Here is a 21,913-nt window from a genome sequence, read left to right as displayed (position 1 = left end):
CCACAAAGCACAAAAAGGCCGGCGGTATAAAACCGCCAGCCTTCGCGCAGACTGTCGAGCCTTACTTGATTTCGACCTTCGCGCCAGCTTCTTCCAGCTTCTTCTTCGCTTCTTCCGAAGCAGCCTTGTCCACGCCTTCCTTGACGGGCTTCGGTGCGCCGTCGACGAGGTCCTTCGCTTCCTTCAGGCCCAGGCCCGTCAGTTCGCGAACGGCCTTGATGACGGAAACCTTGTTGGCGCCGACTTCAGCCAGGATGACCGAGAACTCGGTCTTCTCTTCGACTGCAGCAGCTGCGCCGCCGCCTGCCGGGCCAGCGACTGCCACTGCAGCTGCCGACACGCCGAACTTCTCTTCGAACGCCTTGACCAGCTCGTTCAGTTCCAGAACAGTCATGCCTTCGACTGCTGCCAGGATGTCTTCTTTTGCGATTGCCATGTGAAATACTCCTAAATTGAATGCGGGTACAGCCAGCGATCTGTGACGCGAATGCCGACGTTATGCAGCTTCGGCCTGCTTCTTCTCGGCCAGCGCAGCCAGAGCGCGCGCAAAGCCGGAAACAGGCGACTGCATGACGAACAGCAGCTTCGAGAGCAGTTCTTCGCGGCTCGGGATGGTGGCCAGCGCTTGCACGCCTGCCTTGTCCATCACCTTGCCATCGAACGCACCAGCCTTGATGATCAGCTTGTCATTGGTCTTCGCGAAGTCGTTCACCACCTTGGCGGCGGCAATCGCATCTTCCGAGATGCCATAGATCAGCGGGCCAGTCATCTGCTCTGCCAGCGAAGCAAACGGCGTGCCTTCGACGGCGCGGCGCGCCAGCGTGTTCTTCAACACGCGAAGGTACACCTGCTTTTCACGCGCTTGCGCGCGCAGCTTGGTCAGATCGCCAACCGCAATTCCACGATACTCAGCCAGCACAACGGTCTGGGCCTTCGCGACTTGCGCGGAAACCTCAGCGACGACGGCTTGCTTGTCTTCTCTATTAAGCGGCACGGTTAGCCTCCAGAAACGATACGATCGGCGAGTGCCTTTCGTACCTCGTTCAACAACGGCGTCCGAGTCGTCAGGAGTATTTCCGCCGCCGGTCCGGATCGCTCCGCACCACCGGCTTCACCACTTCAAAACTTGTTCGGGTTCGCCATCTGCGTTGGCCTGTATTAAGGGATGGCCCGAATGCTGCCTCCCACCAACGGTCTTTGATAACCGGTTGCCTCGCGCTTGCGCGCCGGGCAACCGCCCAAAGCCCAGGTTGGGCTGCCTCACCGCCAGGGTGAAGCGGCCCGAATGCTTCGCTTACTGCGCCGCGAGCGAGGTCTGGTCGACGCGAACGCCGACGCCCATCGTGCTCGACAGAGCGATCTTGCGCAGGTAGACACCCTTGCTCGTCGCCGGCTTCGACTTCTGCAGCGCTTCGATCAGCGCGGCCAGGTTCGAACGCAGTGCAGCCGATTCGAACGATGCACGGCCGATGGTCGCGTGGATGATACCGGCCTTGTCGACGCGGTACTGCACCTGACCTGCCTTCGCGTTCTTCACCGCGGTCGCGACGTCCGGCGTGACCGTGCCGACCTTCGGGTTCGGCATCAGCCCGCGCGGGCCGAGGATCTGACCGAGCGTACCGACGACACGCATCGTGTCCGGGGAGGCGATCACGATATCGAAATCCATCTGACCGGCCTTGATCTGCTCGGCCAGGTCTTCCATACCGACGATTTCCGCGCCGGCGGCACGTGCCTGCTCGGCCTTCTCGCCCTGTGCGAACACGGCGACGCGGACCGACTTGCCGGTACCTGCCGGCAGCACCACCGAACCACGGACCACCTGGTCCGACTTCTTCGCGTCGATGCCGAGCTGAACCGACACGTCGATCGATTCGTTGAACTTCGCGCTCGCGCATTCCTTCACGAGTGCCAGTGCGTCTTCGATCGCGTACAGCTTCTGACGGTCGACCTTAGCGGCAAATGCCTGACGGCGCTTCGAGATCTTGGCCATTTACACGCCCTCCACGGTGATGCCCATCGAGCGGGCGCTGCCCGCGATGGTACGAACTGCCGCGTCCAGATCCGCTGCCGTGAGGTCAGGCATCTTGGTCTTCGCGATTTCTTCAGCTTGCGCGCGGGTGATCGAGCCGACCTTGTCGGTATGCGGCTTGGCCGAACCCTTGTCCACCTTGGCCGCCTTCTTGATCAGGACGGTCGCCGGCGGCGTCTTCATCACGAACGTGAAGCTCTTGTCCGCGAATGCCGTGATGACCACCGGCACCGGCAGGCCCGGCTCCATGCCCTGGGTCTGCGCGTTGAACGCCTTGCAGAACTCCATGATGTTCAGGCCGCGCTGGCCCAGTGCCGGACCGACCGGCGGCGACGGATTGGCTTTACCTGCAGGGATCTGCAGCTTGATAAAGCCGATAATCTTCTTTGCCATTTGAAAACCTCGTTGGAACGCCAGGCAGGCGTTCGGTGAGTGATAACGCGCGTTCGCCGGCTTCGACTACTGACGCTCCTCAACGGTCGATGATGCCGACCGTAAGCGCAATGATGGGCAGCGCGAGGGCTGCCCATCAAAACTCAGACTTTCTCGACCTGGCCGAACTCGAGTTCGACCGGTGTAGCGCGCCCGAAAATGGTGACGGACACGCGCACTCTCGATTTTTCGTAATTGACTTCTTCAACAGTGCCGTTGAAATCGGTAAAGGGGCCTTCCTTCACCCGAACCATCTCGCCCACATCGAACAGGGTCTTCGGGCGCGGCTTCTCCACGCCTTCCTGCATCTGCGACATGATCTTTTCGACTTCCCGCGGGGAAATCGGGCTCGGGCGATTGCGTGCGCCGCCGACGAAACCGGTGACCTTCGCGGTGTTCTTCACGAGGTGCCACGTTTCGTCCGTCATTTCCATCTCCACCAGCACGTAGCCAGGGAAGAAACGACGTTCGGTCACGGCCTTGTGGCCACCCCGGACTTCGACGACCTCTTCGGTCGGCACCAGGATCTGGCCAAACTTGTCTTGCATGCCGGCACGCTCGATGCGCTCTTGAAGCGCACGCTGCACGCTCTTCTCCATGCCGGAGTAGGCGTGCACGACGTACCAACGTTTTCCGCTCGGAGATGCCGGAGTATCGCTCATATCATTTCCAACCCAGAATCGCCGAGAAAATCACCCATTCGATCGACTTGTCGCTAAGCCAAAGAAAGAGTGCCATGACCAGCACAAACCCGAAGACGACCAGCGTGGTTTGCGTGGCTTCCTTGCGCGTGGGCCAGACGACCTTGCGCACTTCCCGGTAGGAGTCCTTTGCAAAGGCGATGAAGCTCTTGCCCGGCAGCGACATCAGGGCGACAGCCACACCGGCGATCACCCCCACTGCCAGCGCAGCGCCGCGGATGTACCACTCCTTGCCGCCAAGCAAGAAGAAGCCCGCAAATCCGGCCAAGACCAGCAATACGCCCAGGCCCAGCATCAGCTTATCGCCGGAGGTATTTACAGTTTCGACGGATGGATTCGCCATAACACCTTAAAACAAATGCCACGTCTGGACGTGGCGATTTGGCAGGGGCAGAGGGAATCGAACCCCCAACCTTCGGTTTTGGAGACCGACGCTCTGCCAGTTGAGCTATACCCCTGTACCAATGAGACCGGACAACTCCGGCCCCAAAACTGTCGACCCGGGACTAACTGGCTTAGTCGAGGATCTTTGCGACGACGCCGGCGCCGACGGTACGGCCGCCTTCGCGGATCGCGAAGCGCAGACCTTCTTCCATCGCGATCGGAGCGATCAGCTTCACCGTGATCGACACGTTGTCGCCCGGCATGACCATTTCCTTGTCCTTCGGCAGCTCGATCGAGCCCGTCACGTCCGTCGTACGGAAGTAGAACTGCGGACGGTAGTTGTTGAAGAACGGCGTGTGGCGGCCGCCTTCGTCCTTGCTCAGCACGTACACCTCAGCCGTGAAGTGCGTGTGCGGCTTGATCGAACCCGGCTTCGCCAGAACCTGACCACGCTCCACGTCTTCACGCTTCGTGCCGCGCAGCAGGATACCGACGTTGTCGCCAGCCTGGCCTTGATCCAGCAGCTTGCGGAACATTTCCACGCCCGTGCAGGTCGTCTTCACCGTCGGCTTGATACCGACGATTTCGAGTTCCTCGCCAACCTTCACGATGCCGCGCTCGATACGACCCGTCACCACCGTGCCGCGACCCGAGATCGAGAACACGTCTTCCACCGGCATCAGGAACATACCGTCGACCGCGCGCTCCGGCGTCGGGATGTACGAGTCCAGCGCGTCGGCCAGGCTCATGATCGCCGTCTCGCCCAGCTCGCCCTTGTCGCCTTCCAGCGCCAGCTTGGCCGAACCCTTGATGATCGGCGTGTCGTCGCCCGGGAAATCGTACTTCGACAGCAGCTCGCGAACTTCCATCTCGACCAGCTCGAGCAGTTCAGCGTCGTCCACCATGTCGCACTTGTTCAGGAACACGATGATGTACGGAACGCCAACCTGACGCGCCAGCAGGATGTGCTCACGCGTTTGCGGCATCGGGCCGTCGGCTGCCGAGCAGACCAGGATCGCGCCGTCCATCTGCGCGGCACCCGTGATCATGTTCTTCACGTAGTCGGCGTGGCCCGGGCAATCGACGTGTGCGTAGTGGCGGTTCGCCGTCTCGTACTCGATGTGCGCGGTGTTGATCGTGATGCCACGTGCCTTTTCTTCCGGCGCCGCGTCGATTTCGTCGTACTTCTTCGCTTCGCCGCCGAACTTCGACGACAGAACCGTTGCGATCGCCGCCGTCAGCGTCGTCTTGCCGTGGTCAACGTGACCGATCGTGCCGACGTTGACGTGCGGCTTGGTCCGCTCAAATTTTTCCTTGGCCATTTTCAACTCCCGTAAGGAATTTCACATGTTGCGCCGCGCGCAAACAGACACTGACTAACCTGCTGGTGCCCATGGGCAGGATCGAACTGCCGACCTCTCCCTTACCAAGGGAGTGCTCTACCACTGAGCCACATGGGCGAAACAAGTACTTACCGCGTAGAACGTGGAGCGGGTGAAGGGAATCGAACCCTCGTCGTAAGCTTGGAAGGCTTCTGCTCTACCATTGAGCTACACCCGCACGGGCCGCTTTACGATCCCTTACCGCTCTGTATGTCTTGGTGGAGGAGGTTGGATTCGAACCAACGTAGGCGTAAGCCAACAGATTTACAGTCTGCCCCCTTTAGCCACTCGGGCACCCCTCCGCAGAGAACTGACGATTATGGTGGCATGCCTACTTCGTGTCAAGCACCCCGCGGAGATTTTTTATCATCCCCCGGCAGCGCACTGCTCGGCATACGCTACAAACCGACCTGTCCGGCGTTCCGTGAACCGACACCCTGTAAAAGCGCCGCGTCCCGCCAGACTGGTGACCGCACGGAAAACTGCCCCCGCCCAGACCGTCCTTCCAACCACCGGGCAAGCTCACCGGAAAATCGGAAGACGTGAATCATAAGGGGTCGCGACGATTAAGCCAATAGAAAAACCGCATTTTTTTAACTTTTTTTGATTGGTGGCCCGTCGCGCTGGAGAGATCGCCGTACGTGGTCAAGGGCGAGTTCGCCGGAAGCGTGTCGTTAAGGGAAATTATGCCGGGATTCGAGGGGGTTCCGGGATGGTCGGAATGAGGAGCGGGAAGGCGACGACGACCTGGGGGCCGCCTCGCTCTCGCCGGGAGAGGATCCGCAGCGATTTGCTCGAGGCACGTATGCCGAGAGATTGCACGAGCACGGATGCGACATCACACGGCCTGGTGTCCCGTTCGATGCCTTGCGGGGAAAGATGAGCGATCCGAAGCTTCGAGCTCGCGCTTGATCGCCGCGGAGCGGCGCGTGGGAAATGTTGTTCAGCCATCCGATGCGCTGCGCATCAGGGCTGGCGCCCGCGCGATCGCAAACCCGAATCCGCTCGTTGCTGAATGGCGCTGGCACGAGTACTTCGCGAGCTCCAGCCATGGGGAAAGCCAGTCCATCGATGCGCCTGAGCGAGCGGATAGCGGCTCGTTACCGGCCGGTAGCTGCGTTGCCATGTACCGACCCTGCTCGAAGCGGCTATACGGCCCGCAATCGTCCTCAGGAGAGGTGGGCGCCATCCCGGCCGCCATCACACGCCTTATCAGTTCGAGAGCCTCGTGACACGCCATTGCGGGTCGAACATCTCGAACAAAAGAGTGGCCCGATGAAAGTCAGGCTTCAGACGCAGTTGAGACATCGCACCTGGCGCCATGGGACAAGCTCGATGTCGCGGGCCGAGTCCCGGCGTTCTTGCGTCTGGAAAAGACAAAACCCCCACTGCCTGGGCAGCGGGGGTTTCGAAGAGGAAGCCTGACGATTACCTACTTTCACACGGGCAATCCGCACTATCATCGGCGTAGAGTCGTTTCACGGTCCTGTTCGGGATGGGAAGGGGTGGGACCGACTCGCTATGGTCATCAGGCTAAAGGGGTTGTCGCGTCGCTGGTTGAGCGCCACGACCAATCTGGAAGAAGTAGTGTTGGGTTGTGCTTGTATGGCACGGCATGTCGAGCATCCAACCGCTGCGCACCAGGGATGTTGGTGCAAAACAGACCGGTTATAGGATCAAGCCTTACGGGCAATTAGTATCAGTTAGCTGAACGCATTACTGCGCTTACACACCTGACCTATCAACGTCCTGGTCTCGAACGACCCTTCAAGGGGATCAAGTCCCCGGGGATATCTCATCTTAAGGCGAGTTTCCCGCTTAGATGCTTTCAGCGGTTATCTCTTCCGAACATAGCTACCCGGCGATGCCACTGGCGTGACAACCGGTACACCAGAGGTTCGTCCACTCCGGTCCTCTCGTACTAGGAGCAGCCCCCTTCAAATATCCAACGCCCACGGCAGATAGGGACCAAACTGTCTCACGACGTTTTAAACCCAGCTCACGTACCTCTTTAAATGGCGAACAGCCATACCCTTGGGACCGGCTACAGCCCCAGGATGAGATGAGCCGACATCGAGGTGCCAAACACCGCCGTCGATATGAACTCTTGGGCGGTATCAGCCTGTTATCCCCAGAGTACCTTTTATCCGTTGAGCGATGGCCCTTCCATACAGAACCACCGGATCACTATGACCTGCTTTCGCACCTGCTCGACTTGTCGGTCTCGCAGTTAAGCACGCTTATGCCATTGCACTATCAGCACGATTTCCGACCGTACCTAGCGTACCTTCGTACTCCTCCGTTACACTTTGGGAGGAGACCGCCCCAGTCAAACTGCCTACCATGCACTGTCCCCGACCCGGATCACGGGCCAAGGTTAGAACCTCAAACAAACCAGGGTGGTATTTCAAGGACGGCTCCACCGAAACTAGCGTTCCGGTTTCATAGCCTCCCACCTATCCTACACAGATCGGTTCAAAGTCCAATGCAAAGCTACAGTAAAGGTTCATGGGGTCTTTCCGTCTAGCCGCGGGGAGATTGCATCATCACAAACACTTCAACTTCGCTGAGTCTCGGGAGGAGACAGTGTGGCCATCGTTACGCCATTCGTGCAGGTCGGAACTTACCCGACAAGGAATTTCGCTACCTTAGGACCGTTATAGTTACGGCCGCCGTTTACCGGGACTTCAATCAAGAGCTTGCACCCCATCATTTAATCTTCCGGCACCGGGCAGGCGTCACACCCTATACGTCCACTTTCGTGTTTGCAGAGTGCTGTGTTTTTATTAAACAGTCGCAGCCACCAGTTTATTGCAACCCCTTCACCCTTCTGGCGCAGGCCAGTCAAGCTACAGGGGCGTACCTTATCCCGAAGTTACGGTACCAATTTGCCGAGTTCCTTCTCCCGAGTTCTCTCAAGCGCCTTAGAATACTCATCTCGCCCACCTGTGTCGGTTTGCGGTACGGTCACTGTTAAACTGAAGCTTAGAGGCTTTTCTTGGAACCACTTCCGATTGCTTCGCTTCCTAAGAAGCTCGCGCCACACCCTTGAATTCCGCGCCCGGATTTGCCTAAGCGCCTTCTCCAATGCAGCGACCGGGACTTCCAACACCCGGACAACCTTCCGCGATCCGTCCCCCCATCGCATTTAACAATGGTGCAGGAATATTGACCTGCTTCCCATCAGCTACGCATTTCTGCCTCGCCTTAGGGGCCGACTCACCCTACGCCGATGAACGTTGCGTAGGAAACCTTGGGCTTACGGCGAGGGGGCCTTTCACCCCCTTTATCGCTACTCATGTCAGCATTCGCACTTCCGATACCTCCAGCACACTTTACAATGCACCTTCGCAGGCTTACGGAACGCTCTCCTACCATGCGTGCAAGCACGCATCCGCAGCTTCGGTATATAGCTTAGCCCCGTTACATCTTCCGCGCAGGACGACTCGATCAGTGAGCTATTACGCTTTCTTTAAAGGGTGGCTGCTTCTAAGCCAACCTCCTGACTGTTTTAGCCTTCCCACTTCGTTTCCCACTTAGCTATATTTGGGGACCTTAGCTGGCGGTCTGGGTTGTTTCCCTCTTGACACCGGACGTTAGCACCCGATGTCTGTCTCCCGTGATTGCACTCTTCGGTATTCGGAGTTTGCTATGGCGGGGTAATCTGCAATAGACCCCCCAACCATGACAGTGCTCTACCCCCGAAGGTGAGACACGAGGCACTACCTAAATAGTTTTCGGAGAGAACCAGCTATTTCCAAGTTTGTTTAGCCTTTCACCCCTATCCACAGCTCATCCCCTAACTTTTCAACGTTAGTGGGTTCGGACCTCCAGTACGTGTTACCGCACCTTCATCCTGGCCATGGATAGATCACTTGGTTTCGGGTCTACGCCCAGCAACTGAACGCCCTATTCGGACTCGCTTTCGCTACGCCTGCCCTATTCGGTTAAGCTTGCTACTGAACGTAAGTCGCTGACCCATTATACAAAAGGTACGCCGTCACCCCTTACGAGGCTCCGACTGTTTGTATGCATGCGGTTTCAGGATCTATTTCACTCCCCTCCCGGGGTTCTTTTCACCTTTCCCTCACGGTACTGGTTCACTATCGGTCGATCACGAGTATTTAGCCTTGGAGGATGGTCCCCCCATCTTCAGACAGGATTTCACGTGTCCCGCCCTACTTGTCGTACACTTAGTTCTTTCATACTGTTTTCGCCTACAGGGCTATCACCTGCTATGGCCGCACTTTCCAGAGCGTTCGGCTAACAATACAAATAAAGAGTACAGGCTCTTCCCATTTCGCTCGCCACTACTTTGGGAATCTCGGTTGATTTCTTTTCCTGCGGTTACTTAGATGTTTCAGTTCACCGCGTTCGCTTCACATAGCCTATGTATTCAGCTATGGATACTCCAAAAGGAGTGGGTTTCCCCATTCGGACATCTACGGATCAAAGCTTGTTTGCCAGCTCCCCGTAGCTTTTCGCAGGCTACCGCGTCCTTCATCGCCTGTGATCGCCAAGGCATCCACCACATGCACTTGTTCGCTTGACCCTATAACGGGTCTGTCTCGCCTCCCGAGGGAGAGGACAGTCGTTACAGGTTGAGTTCTCGCATTTGTGCCGTATTCCAATCGAGCCGAACATTTAAGTTCGAATCATCTTGAGATACATCGATACAATCACAACCCGGATAGTTTCCACGCCCATCTCAAATAAGCGCTTCCGCTATCCAAATTACTACTTCTTCTAGATTGTTAAAGAACGACAGCCGATAAGTGCAACGTGTGACTTATCCTCTGACTGGCTCAATCGCCAATAAGGAAACCTCAGTTTGTTATTGAAGATTGGTGGAGGCAGACGGGATCGAACCGACGACCCCCTGCTTGCAAAGCAGGTGCTCTCCCAGCTGAGCTATGCCCCCATGTGTACAGAGACTTCTCAGGACTACCGCCAGACAATTGGTGGGTCTGGTTGGATTCGAACCAACGACCCCCGCCTTATCAAGACGGTGCTCTAACCGACTGAGCTACAGACCCCTGAGTCTGTCTTGATCAACAGCCGATAAGCGTGAACGCTCAATGTTTGCGGTATTAGCTCGAGAAAGGAGGTGATCCAGCCGCACCTTCCGATACGGCTACCTTGTTACGACTTCACCCCAGTCATGAATCCTACCGTGGTGACCGTCCTCCTTGCGGTTAGACTAGCCACTTCTGGTAAAACCCACTCCCATGGTGTGACGGGCGGTGTGTACAAGACCCGGGAACGTATTCACCGCGGCATGCTGATCCGCGATTACTAGCGATTCCAGCTTCATGCACTCGAGTTGCAGAGTGCAATCCGGACTACGATCGGTTTTCTGGGATTAGCTCCCCCTCGCGGGTTGGCGACCCTCTGTTCCGACCATTGTATGACGTGTGAAGCCCTACCCATAAGGGCCATGAGGACTTGACGTCATCCCCACCTTCCTCCGGTTTGTCACCGGCAGTCTCCTTAGAGTGCTCTTGCGTAGCAACTAAGGACAAGGGTTGCGCTCGTTGCGGGACTTAACCCAACATCTCACGACACGAGCTGACGACAGCCATGCAGCACCTGTGTATCGGTTCTCTTTCGAGCACTCCCGAGTCTCCTCAGGATTCCGACCATGTCAAGGGTAGGTAAGGTTTTTCGCGTTGCATCGAATTAATCCACATCATCCACCGCTTGTGCGGGTCCCCGTCAATTCCTTTGAGTTTTAATCTTGCGACCGTACTCCCCAGGCGGTCAACTTCACGCGTTAGCTACGTTACTAAGGAAATGAATCCCCAACAACTAGTTGACATCGTTTAGGGCGTGGACTACCAGGGTATCTAATCCTGTTTGCTCCCCACGCTTTCGTGCATGAGCGTCAGTATTGGCCCAGGGGGCTGCCTTCGCCATCGGTATTCCTCCACATCTCTACGCATTTCACTGCTACACGTGGAATTCTACCCCCCTCTGCCATACTCTAGCTTGCCAGTCACCAATGCAGTTCCCAGGTTGAGCCCGGGGATTTCACATCGGTCTTAACAAACCGCCTGCGCACGCTTTACGCCCAGTAATTCCGATTAACGCTTGCACCCTACGTATTACCGCGGCTGCTGGCACGTAGTTAGCCGGTGCTTATTCTTCCGGTACCGTCATCCCCGAAGGATATTAGCCCTCAGGATTTCTTTCCGGACAAAAGTGCTTTACAACCCGAAGGCCTTCTTCACACACGCGGCATTGCTGGATCAGGCTTTCGCCCATTGTCCAAAATTCCCCACTGCTGCCTCCCGTAGGAGTCTGGGCCGTGTCTCAGTCCCAGTGTGGCTGGTCGTCCTCTCAGACCAGCTACTGATCGTCGCCTTGGTGGGCCTTTACCCCACCAACTAGCTAATCAGCCATCGGCCAACCCTATAGCGCGAGGTCCGAAGATCCCCCGCTTTCATCCGTAGATCGTATGCGGTATTAATCCGGCTTTCGCCGGGCTATCCCCCACTACAGGACATGTTCCGATGTATTACTCACCCGTTCGCCACTCGCCACCAGGTGCAAGCACCCGTGCTGCCGTTCGACTTGCATGTGTAAGGCATGCCGCCAGCGTTCAATCTGAGCCAGGATCAAACTCTTCAGTTCAATACCTGTTACTGTTTTCGGTTCGGTTAAGAACCGGTCGCTCACTCAAAGCTGACAGGTTATGAATTGCTTCATGAACCTGACTTACTTTTGTGTGAGACTCTTGATACTTTTGCTGACCTGATCCGGAGATCAGGACCGCGTCGATCAAGCGTCCACACTTATCGGCTGTTAATTTTTAAAGAGCGTTTCCACCAAGCTGACCGGACTTGCCGGCTTTCTCAGCGGCGCTGCGTTTTCAGCAGCAGAGAAGCGAGATTATGATCAACGTTTCGCAGCGCGTCAACTACTTTTTTCTCGCTGATCAACAACCCGCGTTGATCACTTCCCTTCGACAGAACCAACAAGCAGCCGACTTTCGGCGCTGCGTTTGTCCTGCCTGGCTTCCCCTTCCGCGCCGCGTTTGCGTTAGCGCGAAAGAGGCGTGATTCTAAGCAGCCCAAGCACATCACGCAAGTCATTTTTAAGAAAATCGTTAAAAATTTCGGGCGCCACCGCGGCGCCCGATTTTTCATCCCTGCCGCGCTCCTTCACACCCGCGTGCATCGGCGCTTCCTCACGTTCAGCGTCGCTTCGCGGCAGCCACCAGCCGCTCGATCGGCACGGCGTCGGCCATCGCCGCATAGCCGGCGTCGCTCGGGTGAACGTCGTCGCCGCTGTCATAACGGCGCTGCAGCACCTGCGGGCGCGCTGGATCGCGCAGGGCGGCGTCGAAATCGATGACGCCGTCGAATGCGCCCGAGGTCCGGATCCAGTCGTTGACCTCGGTGCGGATCGCCTCGCGCTCCGGCGGTAGCGACGCCGGCGTCAGCGTGGCGCCGAACAGGGCGATCCCGTGAGCGTGCGCGCTCGCGATCAGGCGCCGATACCCGTCGATCAGCATCCGCGCATCGACACGCGTGTGCGGCGTGTCGCAATCGAGCCCGGCGCGCGGCGGCATCGCGGCGAAATTGATGTCGTTGATGCCGATCAGCAGCACCGCCGCCTTCACGCCCGAGCGCGCCAGCACGTCGCGATCGAAGCGCCGTTCGAGCGCGACGCCGTAACACGCCGAATCGCTGAGCAGCCGATTGCCGCTGATGCCGAGATTGACCACGCTCCACGCGCGCTCGCCCGCCGCGTCGAGCCGACGATCGAGCCCGTCGGTCCAGCGGCGGTTGCGATTGAGGCTCGAACGCAAGCCGTCGGTGATCGAATCGCCGACCGCCGCGATCGTGCCGGCCGCAGCCGCACTCCCCTCTACCGCCAGCTCGCTGACCCAGGCCGACTGCGTGAAGCGGCTCCGGAACGCGTCGCCGTCGGCGTCGGCACTGTGGTCGCCGGGCACCGACACGTAATTGACCTGATTCGCCACGCGGTGCCAGGCCGTCATCTTCTGCTCGTCGCGCACGAACAGGCTGATCGCATAGGGCGCGCCCGCCTCGACCGGCAGCGCGACCGGATCGCTGTCGCGCTCCTCGCCGGCCGGCACCACCAGCTCGCGCCGCCCGCCGAACGTGACGAGCGCCGCGTCGCCGGACTGCACGGCGGCACCCGCCGCCGACCGGGCGATCCGCACGGCGCCGAGCGACAGCGGCGTGCGGCCGTAGGCATTGCTGATCCGCAGCCGCACGCGCGTGCCGCCGACGCTCGGATAGACGATCTGGCGAAGCGTGCGGTCCGTGACCTCGGGCGTCTTATATAGAGGCGGCGGCGACGCAAGCGCCGGAATCGGCTGCAGGGCGCTCGCCCAGGCCGCCACCCAAGGCGGCGAGCCGCTGGGGCCAGCCGCGAACGCCGCGCCGGACAGGCACAAGACAAGACAGCCGGCCCAGGCCGGCAAACGACGACGAAAACTCATGATTCGATAGCGCGCGACGGGAAAGACACCGATTGTGCCCGATATCCACGCCGCGCCGCGACCGCACGACGCGGCCTTGCTTCCCCCATCCAGCCGATTTCTCTTTCTCGAAAAATTAATTAACCGACCGGACGGTTGGTTTATACTTTGATCCACCTCATCCCGCACGAGACGTTTGCCATGTACACGCAATCCCTCGACCTACCCGGCCAGACCGCCCCCGTCGGCGAACCGGCCAGCGCCGCGCCCGAACAGGCGCGGTTCGACGCAGTCATCTCCGCCGACGGCAAGATCGAGCCGCAGGACTGGATGCCCGACGCCTATCGCAAGACGCTGGTCCGCCAGATTTCGCAGCACGCCCATTCCGAGATCGTCGGCATGCTGCCGGAAGGCAACTGGATCACGCGCGCGCCGAGTCTGAAGCGCAAGGCGATCCTGCTCGCCAAGGTGCAGGACGAAGCCGGCCACGGTCTCTATCTGTACAGCGCGGCCGAGACGCTTGGCGTGTCGCGCGACGCGCTCGTCGACGCGCTGCACGCCGGCAAGGCCAAGTATTCGAGCATCTTCAACTACCCGACACCGGACTGGGCCGACGTCGGCGTGATCGGCTGGCTCGTCGACGGCGCCGCGATCATGAACCAGATTCCCCTCTGCCGCTGCACCTACGGCCCCTATGCGCGCGCGATGATCCGCATCTGCAAGGAGGAATCGTTCCACCAGCGCCAGGGCTTCGACGCGCTGCTCGCGATGATGGCCGGCACGCCGGCGCAGCGCGAGATGGTGCAGCAGGCCGTGAACCGCTGGTGGTGGCCGGTGCTGATGATGTTCGGCCCGAGCGACGCCGATTCGGTCCACAGCAACCAGTCGGCGAAATGGGGGATCAAGCGAATCTCGAACGACGACCTGCGCCAGAAATTCGTCGACGCGGCGGTCGAACAGGCGAAGGTGCTCGGCGTGACGTTCCCCGACCCGGACCTGAAGTGGAACGAGGCGCGCGGCCACCACGACTACGGCACGATCGACTGGGACGAATTCTGGCGCGTCGTCAACGGCGACGGCCCCTGCAACCGCGAGCGGCTCGCCACGCGCGTCAAGGCCCACGACGACGGCGCCTGGGTCCGCGAGGCCGCGCTCGCCCACGCGGACAAGCGCGCGCGCCGCGCCGAACGGCAGGCCGCCTGACGCTCCGCCCCATTCGAATTCGATTCAGGAGGAATGCAATGAAACAGGAATGGCCGATCTGGGAAGTGTTCGTGCGCAGCAAGCAGGGGCTCGACCACAAGCACTGCGGCAGCCTGCACGCCGCCGATGCGTCGATGGCGCTGCGCATGGCCCGCGACGTCTACACGCGCCGCCAGGAAGGCGTGAGCATCTGGGTGGTGCCGTCGGCCGCGATCACGGCGTCCGATCCGAACGAGAAGGCGGAGCTGTTCGAACCGGCCGGCGACAAGATCTACCGCCATCCGACGTTCTACACGCTGCCCGACGAAGTCAACCACATGTGAGCCCGCGATGACGACGACCCCGGCCTCCCATCTGTCCTACGTGCTGCGCCTCGCCGACACCGCGCTGATCCTCGGTCAGCGCAACGCCGAGTGGTGCGGGCACGGCCCGATCCTCGAAGAGGACATCGCGCTGACCAACATGAGCCTGGACCTGATCGGCCAGGCGCGGCTGCTCTACGCGCATGCGGCCGACCTCGAACACGCGCTGCGCGGCGCGACCCGGACCGAAGACGACTACGCGTACTTCCGCACCGAGCGCGAGTTCACGAACCTGACGCTGGTCGAGCTGCCGCACTACGGGCCGCTCAGCGGCACCGCGCATGCGAGCAACGACTACGCCGTCACGATCGTGCGCAACTTCCTCTACGCGACGCTGATGCTGCACCTGTGGACGGCGCTCGAAACCTCGGCCGATCCGCAGCTGGCCGCGATCGCCGCAAAGTCGGTCAAGGAAACGCGCTACCACGAGCATCACGCGCGCGAATGGCTGATCCGCTTCGGCGACGGCACCGACGAATCGCACCGCCGGGCGCAGGCCGCGCTCGACTACCTGATGCCCTACACGCGCGAGTGCTTCGTGGCCGACGCGGTCGAGCGCGAGGTCGCGGCGGCCGGCATCGCGCCGGCCGCCGACACGCTCGAAGCGGCCTGGCGCGCCGACGTCGATGCCGCGCTCGCCGAGGCGACGCTGCACGCGCCGGCGCCGGCCGCCTACGTGACGACCGGCCGGCACGGCGAACATTCCGAGCACATGGGCTTCCTGCTCGCGCAGATGCAGAGCCTCGCGCGCCAGCATCCGGGCGCGAGCTGGTGACGCCTGCGGCGCCTGCCCTGATCAGGAGAGAAATCACGATGTCCGCGCTACCCGCTTCCGTCGATGCCGCCACCGCCTTCACCGATGCCGAACTCGCGCGCGTGCGCGCCGCGCTCGACACGGTGCCGGACCCGGAGATCCCGGTCGTCTCGATCGGTGAACTCGGCATCCTGCGCGAGATCCGGCGCGCGGCCGACGCGACGCTCGAGATCGTGATCACGCCGACCTACTCCGGCTGTCCGGCGATGTCGCAGATCGCCGAGGACATCGGTGCCGCGCTCGACCGCGCCGGCGCGCGGCCCTGCCGGATCGTCACGGTGCTGTCGCCGGCCTGGACCACCGACTGGATCACCGAGGCCGCGCGCGAGAAGCTGCGCGCCTACGGCATCGCGCCGCCCGTCGGCGCCTGCGCGAGCGGCGACGCGGCAGCTTCCGGCGACGCGAGCGGGGCCCGCCCCGCCGCCGTGAAAGTGATCCGCTTCGCGCCGAAGCCGGCCGCCGCCCCCGCCTGCCCGCGCTGCGGTTCGCGCCACACCGAGCGGCTCGCGCAGTTCGCGTCGACCGCCTGCAAGGCGCTGTACCGCTGCCTCGACTGCCGCGAACCCTTCGACTACTTCAAGCCCTACTGACATGGCGACTCCGCAATTCCACCCGCTGCGCATCCGCGACGTGCAACCCGAGACCGCCGACGCGGTGACGGTCGCGTTCGAGGTTCCCGCCGAGCTGCGCGAACAGTTCCGCTTCACGCAGGGCCAGTTCGTCACGCTCAAGACGCAGATCGACGGCGAGGAAACCCGCCGCTCGTATTCGATCTGCATCGGCACCACCGATTACGACCGCGACGGCGAGCTGCGGATCGGCATCAAGCGCGTGCGCGGCGGGCGCTTCTCGAACTTCGCGTTCGACACGCTGAAAGCCGGCCACACGATCGACGTGATGACGCCGGACGGCCGTTTCTTCACGCACCTGAACGCCGAGCACGGCAAGCACTACGTGGCGTTCTCGGGCGGCTCGGGCATCACGCCGGTGCTCGCGATCGTGCGCACCACGCTCGAACTCGAGCCGCGCAGCACGTTCACGCTGGTCTACGGCAACCACAGCGTCGATTCGATCATGTTCGCCGAACAGCTCGAAGACCTGAAGAACCGCTTCATGCAGCGCTTCGTGCTCTATCACGTGCTGTCCGACGAGCTCCAGGACGTCGAGCTGTTCAACGGCGTGCTCGACCAGCCGAAATGCGCGGCGTTCCTCGACACGCTGGTGCCGGCCGCCTCGATCGACGAGGCGTTCATCTGCGGCCCGGCGCCGATGATGGACGCGGCCGAGGCGGCGCTCGACGCGGCCGGCGTGGCGCGCGGGCAGATCCACGTCGAGCGTTTCGGCACGCCGCTGCCGCAGGCCGGCGCGCCGGCCGTGGAGATCACCGAGGCAACGCCGGCCGCCGCGCTCGAGATCGTGCTCGACGGCAAGACGCGCAAGCTGCGCCTGCCCTACGAGGGCGTGAGCCTGCTCGACGTCGGCCTGCGCGCCGGCCTCGCGCTGCCGTATGCCTGCAAGGGCGGCGTCTGCTGCACCTGCCGTGCGAAGGTGGTGGAGGGCGAGGTGCGGATGGACAAGAACTACACGCTGGAGGAACAGGAGGTGCGCGACGGTTTCGTGCTGACCTGCCAGTGCCATCCGGTCAGCGAGCGCGTGGTGGTGAGCTTCGACGAGCGCTGAGATACCGCGCGACGCGCCGGTCGCGAGATATCTCGCAACCGGGCATCTCGCTTACACTAGGGGCCGCTTTTCAAGCCGGGTCCGCGAATCCGGCCGAAAGTGGCCCTTTTTCGTTGATCTCTCGCTGATGAGCACTCTTCATGTCACCGTCGGCGGTTCCGCCGCCGAATCGCTGCGCGCCGCGCTGGCCGCCGCCGGCCGCGACGATACCGTGGTCGAACTCCTCGACGATCTGGCCGTCGGCCCGCTGCGCGGCATCGACGACGCGCCCGAGCTGCGCGCCGCGTTCTGGGAACGGATCTTCGCCGACACGCCGTCCGACTGGGACGCGCGGCTCGCCGGCGAACTCGACAAGCTCTCCCGGCTCGCGGCCGGCTCCGGCCAGGTGGTGATCTGGCATGCGCAGAGCGCCGCCGACCAGCTGATGCTGCGCCGCGTCGCCTATCACCTGCGCAACGCGCCGCAACGGCTCAACGAAGTCCGGCTGGCGGCCGCCGATCTCGGCCCGCGCAAGCATCCGCCCGGCCGCGAGGCCGCCGTTTCGGTCGGCATGTTCGGCCCCGAGCAGCTCGGCGCGAAGCTGCCGGAGGCGGCGCCGATCTCGGTGCTGCGTATCAGCCGGCTCGCGCTCGAATGGCAGGAAGCCAAGCAGGTCAACGCCGAGCTGCGCTACTGGATCGACAACACGTTCAAGAGCGGGCACTACGCCGACATCGACGCGCTCGCGCTCGATCAGGCCGGCGAAGCCTGGACGCCGGCCGCGCGCGTGGTCGGCGCGGTGATTGGGCTCGCCAACCGCGGCCACCTCGGCATCAGCGACAGCGTCGCGTTCTGGCGCTGCCGCGAACTGGCCGCCGCGGGCCGGCTCGAACTGCGCGGCAGCGAGCCCGGCCCCGACAATCTGCGCACGGCCTCGCTGCGTGCGGTGCCGGCCGCCGCGCTGCGCTGACCGCTCGCGCCCCGTTCCCTTCGTCCACCGCGGCCGCCCCGCCGCTCCGATCCGACTCCACCGACGCCATGGCCCGCACCCGAGCGCCCGACCACGAATCCCAGCGCGAGCAGATCCTCGATCTCGCCGCCGGGAAATTCGCGCAGACCAGCTACCCGAGCACCTCGATGACCGACCTCGCCGCCGCGAGCGGCACCTCGAAGGCGCGTCTCTACCACTACTACGAAAGCAAGGAAGCGATCCTGTTCGACCTGCTCGACCGCTACACGAAGCGGCTGATGCTGATCATCGCGGAGGTCGAGGGGACCAGCCAGCGGCGCGGGCTGGGCGAGCGCGAGGCGTTCGCGGAACTGATCCGCGCGTTCCTCGCCGAATACGAAACCTCGCACAGCCGGCACGTCGCGCTGCTCAACGACGTGAAATACCTGGAGAACACGCAGCGGCAGGTGATCCTCGACCGGCAGCGCGACATCGTCGCCGCGTTCACGCGCCAGATCGAGCGCGCCTACCCGGGGCGCGTGTCGCGCGAGAATCAGACCGCCGTCACGATGATGGTGTTCGGCATGATCAACTGGACCTTCACCTGGCTGAAGCCGGGCGGCCGCCTCGGCTATCGCGACTTCGCCGAGCAGGTGATCGCGCTGATCGAGCGCGGGCTCGGCGGCGACGGCGCGGGCGCGGAGCCGTCGCGCGAGGCCTGAGCGGCACGGCCCGCGGTGGCGTCCACGGCGCGGCGCCCACGCGGTCGTTGCGGCGGCGTCACATGCCAAATTTCGTCAGATGAAATAGTTATTGCTTTGAAATCAAAAACTTCGCGGATCGTTGCACTTTTCTAGAACTATCGTTCGATATTTATACGGGTTTTCCCCTATGAGACCGGTACCGTTCGGTTAAAATGCTGCTGCATTGCACAACCGGCTGTTTGGTCCTTGAGGAACCCACGATGAACGCGCACCCTCTCCGCCCTGCCGCCCCGATCGGCAACGTCGGGCAGGCACCGGTTCTCGTCAGGGAACTGGCATCCACGGATCGTGAGTCGATGCTCACGCACTTTCTCGCGCTCGACGACGACGATCGCCTGCTTCGCTTCGGCCAGTTCGTGCCGGATCACGTGCTCGAGAACTACGTCCGCACCATCGATTTCGGCCGCGACACCGTGTTCGGCGTGTTCGACCACGCGCTCGAGCTGGTCGGCGTCGGCCATCTGGCCTACCTGCCCGACGAAGGCGGCAAGCGCACGGCCGAGTTCGGCGTGTCGGTGCTCGAATCGGCGCGCGGCCAGGGCGTCGGTTCGAAGCTGTTCGAGCGCGCCTCGATCCGCAGCCGCAACACGCAGGTGTCGACGCTCTACATGCACTGCCTGTCGCGCAACGCGACGATGATGCATATCGCGAAGAAGTCGGGCATGCGGATCGAATATGCCTGCGGCGAGGCCGACGCCTACCTGTCGCTGCCGCCCGCCGATCAGTCGACCATCATCGCCGAGATGCTGCAGGAGCAGGCGGCCGTGTTCGACTACGCGATGAAGCGCCAGGCGCGCCGCGCGACCCAGATCTTCGAATCGCTGCTGCCGGCCGGCATCGCCGCCTGAATCCGGCGCCGCGTCGCCGCGACCGCCAGCGACGACGGGCGGCCCGCTTCGTCGGGCCGCCCGTTTTTCATTTCCGCGCCGCCGGCGGCCGGCTCAGCGGATCGGCAGCGCCGTGGTCTCCTTGAAGCTTTCGAGCGCGAAGCTCGTGCGCACGTCCACCACCGATGGATGATGCAGCAGCTGGTCCTGCACGAAGCGCGAGAAATGCGCCATGTCCTCCACCTGCACGCGCAGCAGGTAATCCATGTCGCCCGTCATCGCGTGGCAGGCCACCACCTCGGGCCAGGCCTGCACGGCCACGCGGAACCGGTCGGCGTGCGTGGTGCCGGCCCGCGCGCCGCCGTCCGCCGGCCCCGCCGCGCCGCCGCGCTTCTCGAGCCGCACGCTGATGTAGGCGAGCAGGTCGAGCCCGAGCTGCTTCGGATCGAGCAGCGCGACATAGCCAGTAATCACGCCCATCTCCTCCAGGCGCCGGATGCGCCGCAGGCACGGGCTCGGCGACAGGCTCACGCGCTCGGCGATCTCCTGGTTCGACAGGCGTCCGTTCTCCTGCAGGATCGCCAGGATGCGGCGATCGATGGTGTCGAATTCGACACGCGCCATTTTCCACCCCAATTTCGTGATTCGTCCGCACAAATCTTGCGCCATCGTAGCGACGCACGATTAACTTCGCAAGTAATTGCCGGTGCCGCGCGCCTACACTGTTTCGCACACGGCGGCCCTGCCGCCGCCCCCCACGATCGGCGACGCGAGCCAATACCGGAGACGAGCACCATGCAGATTCCCACCTGGGACAACCCCGTCGGCACCGACGGCTTCGAATTCATCGAATACACGGCGCCCGATCCGAAGGCGCTCGGCCAGCTGTTCGAGCGGATGGGCTTCACCGCGATCGCGCGGCACCGGCACAAGGACGTCACGCTGTACCGCCAGGGCGAGATCAACTTCATCGTCAATGCCGAACCGGATTCGTTCGCGCAGCGCTTCGCGCGGCTGCACGGCCCGTCGATCTGCGCGATCGCGTTCCGCGTGCGCGACGCCGCGCAGGCCTACCGCCGCGCGCTCGAACTGGGCGCCTGGGGCTTCGACAACAAGACCGGGCCGATGGAGCTGAACATCCCGGCGATCAAGGGCATCGGCGATTCGCTGATCTATTTCGTCGACCGCTGGCGCGGCAAGCACGGCGCGGCGCCGGGCACCATCGGCGACATCGGCATCTACGACGTCGATTTCGAGCCGATCGCGGGCGCGGACCCGGCGCCCGTCGGCCACGGCCTCACCTATATCGATCACCTCACGCACAACGTGCATCGCGGCCGGATGGGCGAATGGGCCGAGTTCTACGAGCGGCTGTTCAACTTCCGCGAAGTGCGCTACTTCGACATCGAGGGCAAGGTAACGGGCGTGAAGTCGAAGGCGATGACCTCGCCGTGCGGCAAGATCCGGATCCCGATCAACGAGGAAGGTTCGGACACGCCGGGCCAGATCCAGGAATATCTCGACGCGTACCGCGGCGAAGGCATCCAGCACATCGCGCTCGGCACCGGCGACATCTACGGCACGGTGGACGGCCTGCGCGGCAAGGCGGTCACGCTGCTCGACACGATCGAGACCTATTACGAACTCGTCAACCGCCGCATCCCGAACCACGGCGAACCGCTCGACGAACTGCGCAAGCGCAGGATCCTGATCGACGGCGCGCACGACGACCTGCTGCTGCAGATCTTCACCGAGAACCAGATCGGCCCGATCTTCTTCGAGATCATCCAGCGCAAGGGCAACCAGGGCTTCGGCGAGGGCAACTTCAAGGCGCTGTTCGAATCGATCGAGCTGGACCAGATCCGCCGCGGCGTGGTGCAGGACAAGGCCTGACATCGACACACCGGCGCCCGGCCACGGCGCTCCCCAGAAGAAAAGGGCGGAAATCCTGC

Annotated in this window: 18 protein-coding genes, 6 tRNA genes and 3 rRNA genes; 9 read left to right on the top strand and 18 right to left on the bottom strand. The window is 62.2% G+C overall.

Annotated features, from left to right (window positions below; genetic code table 11):
• Nucleotides 1–61: 61 nt before the first annotated feature.
• From rplL to BpN12_RS15725, 17 genes are all read right to left on the bottom strand, one after another.
• Nucleotides 62–436 (bottom strand): 50S ribosomal protein L7/L12, encoded by a 375-nt coding sequence (gene rplL, locus BpN12_RS15805; RefSeq protein WP_012734349.1) that lies wholly within the window; start codon nucleotides 434–436, stop codon nucleotides 62–64.
• A gap of 60 nt (nucleotides 437–496) precedes the next feature.
• Entirely contained in the window at nucleotides 497–994 is a 498-nt protein-coding gene (gene rplJ / locus BpN12_RS15800) for a 50S ribosomal protein L10 (RefSeq protein ID WP_246796496.1), read from the bottom strand.
• Between the two features lie 300 nt (nucleotides 995–1,294).
• The gene (rplA, locus tag BpN12_RS15795; protein WP_042623620.1) at nucleotides 1,295–1,993 is read right to left on the bottom strand and encodes a 50S ribosomal protein L1; all 699 of its coding nucleotides are present in this window, start codon (nucleotides 1,991–1,993) and stop codon (nucleotides 1,295–1,297) included.
• Nucleotides 1,994–2,425 carry a 50S ribosomal protein L11 gene (rplK, locus tag BpN12_RS15790; protein ID WP_012734346.1) on the bottom strand — a complete coding sequence of 144 codons (432 nt, stop codon included), beginning with the start codon at nucleotides 2,423–2,425 and terminating at the stop codon, nucleotides 1,994–1,996.
• 143 nt (nucleotides 2,426–2,568) lie between these two features.
• Complete coding sequence (gene nusG / locus BpN12_RS15785) at nucleotides 2,569–3,126, bottom strand: transcription termination/antitermination protein NusG (RefSeq protein ID WP_042623619.1); 558 nt, start codon at nucleotides 3,124–3,126, stop codon at nucleotides 2,569–2,571.
• 1 nt (nucleotide 3,127) lies between these two features.
• Nucleotides 3,128–3,508, bottom strand: coding sequence for a preprotein translocase subunit SecE (secE, locus tag BpN12_RS15780; RefSeq protein ID WP_012734344.1), 381 nt, complete (start codon nucleotides 3,506–3,508; stop codon nucleotides 3,128–3,130).
• A gap of 39 nt (nucleotides 3,509–3,547) precedes the next feature.
• Nucleotides 3,548–3,623 (bottom strand) — tRNA-Trp (locus BpN12_RS15775).
• 57 nt (nucleotides 3,624–3,680) lie between these two features.
• Nucleotides 3,681–4,871, bottom strand: coding sequence for an elongation factor Tu (gene tuf, locus BpN12_RS15770; protein WP_246796495.1), 1,191 nt, complete (start codon nucleotides 4,869–4,871; stop codon nucleotides 3,681–3,683).
• Nucleotides 4,872–4,934: 63 nt separating this feature from the next.
• A tRNA-Thr gene (locus tag BpN12_RS15765) sits at nucleotides 4,935–5,009 on the bottom strand.
• A 26-nt stretch (nucleotides 5,010–5,035) separates the two neighbouring features.
• Nucleotides 5,036–5,109, bottom strand: a tRNA-Gly gene (locus tag BpN12_RS15760).
• 38 nt (nucleotides 5,110–5,147) lie between these two features.
• Nucleotides 5,148–5,233, bottom strand: a tRNA-Tyr gene (locus BpN12_RS15755).
• A 1,117-nt stretch (nucleotides 5,234–6,350) separates the two neighbouring features.
• A 5S ribosomal RNA gene (gene rrf / locus BpN12_RS15750) occupies nucleotides 6,351–6,464 on the bottom strand.
• A 139-nt stretch (nucleotides 6,465–6,603) separates the two neighbouring features.
• Nucleotides 6,604–9,483, bottom strand: a 23S ribosomal RNA gene (locus tag BpN12_RS15745).
• Nucleotides 9,484–9,776: 293 nt separating this feature from the next.
• Nucleotides 9,777–9,852 (bottom strand) — tRNA-Ala (locus BpN12_RS15740).
• Nucleotides 9,853–9,890: 38 nt separating this feature from the next.
• A tRNA-Ile gene (locus tag BpN12_RS15735) sits at nucleotides 9,891–9,967 on the bottom strand.
• Nucleotides 9,968–10,031: 64 nt separating this feature from the next.
• Nucleotides 10,032–11,564 (bottom strand): 16S ribosomal RNA (locus tag BpN12_RS15730).
• Together the 16S, 23S and 5S rRNA genes with 2 tRNA genes alongside form the textbook arrangement of a ribosomal RNA operon.
• A 562-nt stretch (nucleotides 11,565–12,126) precedes the next feature.
• Nucleotides 12,127–13,404, bottom strand: coding sequence for an SGNH/GDSL hydrolase family protein (locus BpN12_RS15725; RefSeq protein ID WP_246797922.1), 1,278 nt, complete (start codon nucleotides 13,402–13,404; stop codon nucleotides 12,127–12,129).
• Between the two features lie 180 nt (nucleotides 13,405–13,584).
• Between BpN12_RS15725 and paaA the strand changes: the two genes are divergently transcribed.
• From paaA to BpN12_RS15685, 8 genes are all read left to right on the top strand, one after another.
• Complete coding sequence (paaA, locus tag BpN12_RS15720; RefSeq protein ID WP_246796494.1) at nucleotides 13,585–14,586, top strand: 1,2-phenylacetyl-CoA epoxidase subunit PaaA; 1,002 nt, start codon at nucleotides 13,585–13,587, stop codon at nucleotides 14,584–14,586.
• A 38-nt stretch (nucleotides 14,587–14,624) separates the two neighbouring features.
• On the top strand, nucleotides 14,625–14,909 hold the full coding sequence (paaB, locus tag BpN12_RS15715; protein WP_025101183.1) for a 1,2-phenylacetyl-CoA epoxidase subunit PaaB: 285 nt from the start codon (nucleotides 14,625–14,627) through the stop codon (nucleotides 14,907–14,909).
• 7 nt (nucleotides 14,910–14,916) lie between these two features.
• The gene (paaC, locus tag BpN12_RS15710; protein ID WP_246796493.1) at nucleotides 14,917–15,723 is read left to right on the top strand and encodes a 1,2-phenylacetyl-CoA epoxidase subunit PaaC; all 807 of its coding nucleotides are present in this window, start codon (nucleotides 14,917–14,919) and stop codon (nucleotides 15,721–15,723) included.
• A gap of 38 nt (nucleotides 15,724–15,761) precedes the next feature.
• On the top strand, nucleotides 15,762–16,352 hold the full coding sequence (gene paaD, locus BpN12_RS15705; RefSeq protein ID WP_246796492.1) for a 1,2-phenylacetyl-CoA epoxidase subunit PaaD: 591 nt from the start codon (nucleotides 15,762–15,764) through the stop codon (nucleotides 16,350–16,352).
• 1 nt (nucleotide 16,353) lies between these two features.
• Nucleotides 16,354–17,442, top strand: coding sequence for a 1,2-phenylacetyl-CoA epoxidase subunit PaaE (gene paaE, locus BpN12_RS15700; protein WP_246796491.1), 1,089 nt, complete (start codon nucleotides 16,354–16,356; stop codon nucleotides 17,440–17,442).
• A gap of 127 nt (nucleotides 17,443–17,569) precedes the next feature.
• A complete protein-coding gene (locus BpN12_RS15695) occupies nucleotides 17,570–18,391 on the top strand; it encodes a DUF1835 domain-containing protein (RefSeq protein WP_246796490.1) in 822 nt (273 codons plus the stop codon).
• A 68-nt stretch (nucleotides 18,392–18,459) separates the two neighbouring features.
• Nucleotides 18,460–19,092, top strand: coding sequence for a TetR/AcrR family transcriptional regulator (locus BpN12_RS15690; protein ID WP_246796489.1), 633 nt, complete (start codon nucleotides 18,460–18,462; stop codon nucleotides 19,090–19,092).
• 242 nt (nucleotides 19,093–19,334) lie between these two features.
• The gene (locus BpN12_RS15685) at nucleotides 19,335–19,982 is read left to right on the top strand and encodes a GNAT family N-acetyltransferase (protein WP_246796488.1); all 648 of its coding nucleotides are present in this window, start codon (nucleotides 19,335–19,337) and stop codon (nucleotides 19,980–19,982) included.
• 93 nt (nucleotides 19,983–20,075) lie between these two features.
• Here the strand turns inward: BpN12_RS15685 and BpN12_RS15680 are convergent, their stop codons facing one another.
• On the bottom strand, nucleotides 20,076–20,585 hold the full coding sequence (locus BpN12_RS15680; protein WP_246796487.1) for an Lrp/AsnC family transcriptional regulator: 510 nt from the start codon (nucleotides 20,583–20,585) through the stop codon (nucleotides 20,076–20,078).
• A 171-nt stretch (nucleotides 20,586–20,756) separates the two neighbouring features.
• Here BpN12_RS15680 and hppD point away from each other — a divergent pair, with 171 nt between their 5' ends.
• The gene (gene hppD / locus BpN12_RS15675; protein WP_246796486.1) at nucleotides 20,757–21,854 is read left to right on the top strand and encodes a 4-hydroxyphenylpyruvate dioxygenase; all 1,098 of its coding nucleotides are present in this window, start codon (nucleotides 20,757–20,759) and stop codon (nucleotides 21,852–21,854) included.
• Nucleotides 21,855–21,913 lie beyond the last annotated feature (59 nt).

Source organism: Burkholderia perseverans, from assembly GCF_022870505.1.
GTDB classification, from domain to species: Bacteria; Pseudomonadota; Gammaproteobacteria; order Burkholderiales; family Burkholderiaceae; genus Burkholderia; species Burkholderia plantarii.
Note: the sequence above shows the minus strand (reverse complement) of the source record. Positions and strands in the feature narration are given on the sequence as shown.

Bases quoted from the DNA above. Each gene is read 5' to 3' on its own strand.
- hppD (WP_246796486.1), top strand. From the start codon at position 20,757: ATGCAGATTCCCACCTGGGACAACCCCGTCGGCACCGACGGCTTCGAA.
- paaE (WP_246796491.1), top strand. From the start codon at position 16,354: ATGGCGACTCCGCAATTCCACCCGCTGCGCATCCGCGACGTGCAACCC.
- rplA (WP_042623620.1), bottom strand. From the start codon at position 1,993: ATGGCCAAGATCTCGAAGCGCCGTCAGGCATTTGCCGCTAAGGTCGAC.
- rplL (WP_012734349.1), bottom strand. From the start codon at position 436: ATGGCAATCGCAAAAGAAGACATCCTGGCAGCAGTCGAAGGCATGACT.
- BpN12_RS15685 (WP_246796488.1), top strand. From the start codon at position 19,335: ATGAACGCGCACCCTCTCCGCCCTGCCGCCCCGATCGGCAACGTCGGG.
- secE (WP_012734344.1), bottom strand. From the start codon at position 3,508: ATGGCGAATCCATCCGTCGAAACTGTAAATACCTCCGGCGATAAGCTG.
- tuf (WP_246796495.1), bottom strand. From the start codon at position 4,871: ATGGCCAAGGAAAAATTTGAGCGGACCAAGCCGCACGTCAACGTCGGC.
- paaD (WP_246796492.1), top strand. From the start codon at position 15,762: ATGTCCGCGCTACCCGCTTCCGTCGATGCCGCCACCGCCTTCACCGAT.
- BpN12_RS15680 (WP_246796487.1), bottom strand. From the start codon at position 20,585: ATGGCGCGTGTCGAATTCGACACCATCGATCGCCGCATCCTGGCGATC.
- BpN12_RS15690 (WP_246796489.1), top strand. From the start codon at position 18,460: ATGGCCCGCACCCGAGCGCCCGACCACGAATCCCAGCGCGAGCAGATC.
- rplK (WP_012734346.1), bottom strand. From the start codon at position 2,425: ATGGCAAAGAAGATTATCGGCTTTATCAAGCTGCAGATCCCTGCAGGT.
- paaB (WP_025101183.1), top strand. From the start codon at position 14,625: ATGAAACAGGAATGGCCGATCTGGGAAGTGTTCGTGCGCAGCAAGCAG.
- BpN12_RS15725 (WP_246797922.1), bottom strand. From the start codon at position 13,404: ATGAGTTTTCGTCGTCGTTTGCCGGCCTGGGCCGGCTGTCTTGTCTTG.
- nusG (WP_042623619.1), bottom strand. From the start codon at position 3,126: ATGAGCGATACTCCGGCATCTCCGAGCGGAAAACGTTGGTACGTCGTG.
- BpN12_RS15695 (WP_246796490.1), top strand. From the start codon at position 17,570: ATGAGCACTCTTCATGTCACCGTCGGCGGTTCCGCCGCCGAATCGCTG.
- paaC (WP_246796493.1), top strand. From the start codon at position 14,917: ATGACGACGACCCCGGCCTCCCATCTGTCCTACGTGCTGCGCCTCGCC.
- paaA (WP_246796494.1), top strand. From the start codon at position 13,585: ATGTACACGCAATCCCTCGACCTACCCGGCCAGACCGCCCCCGTCGGC.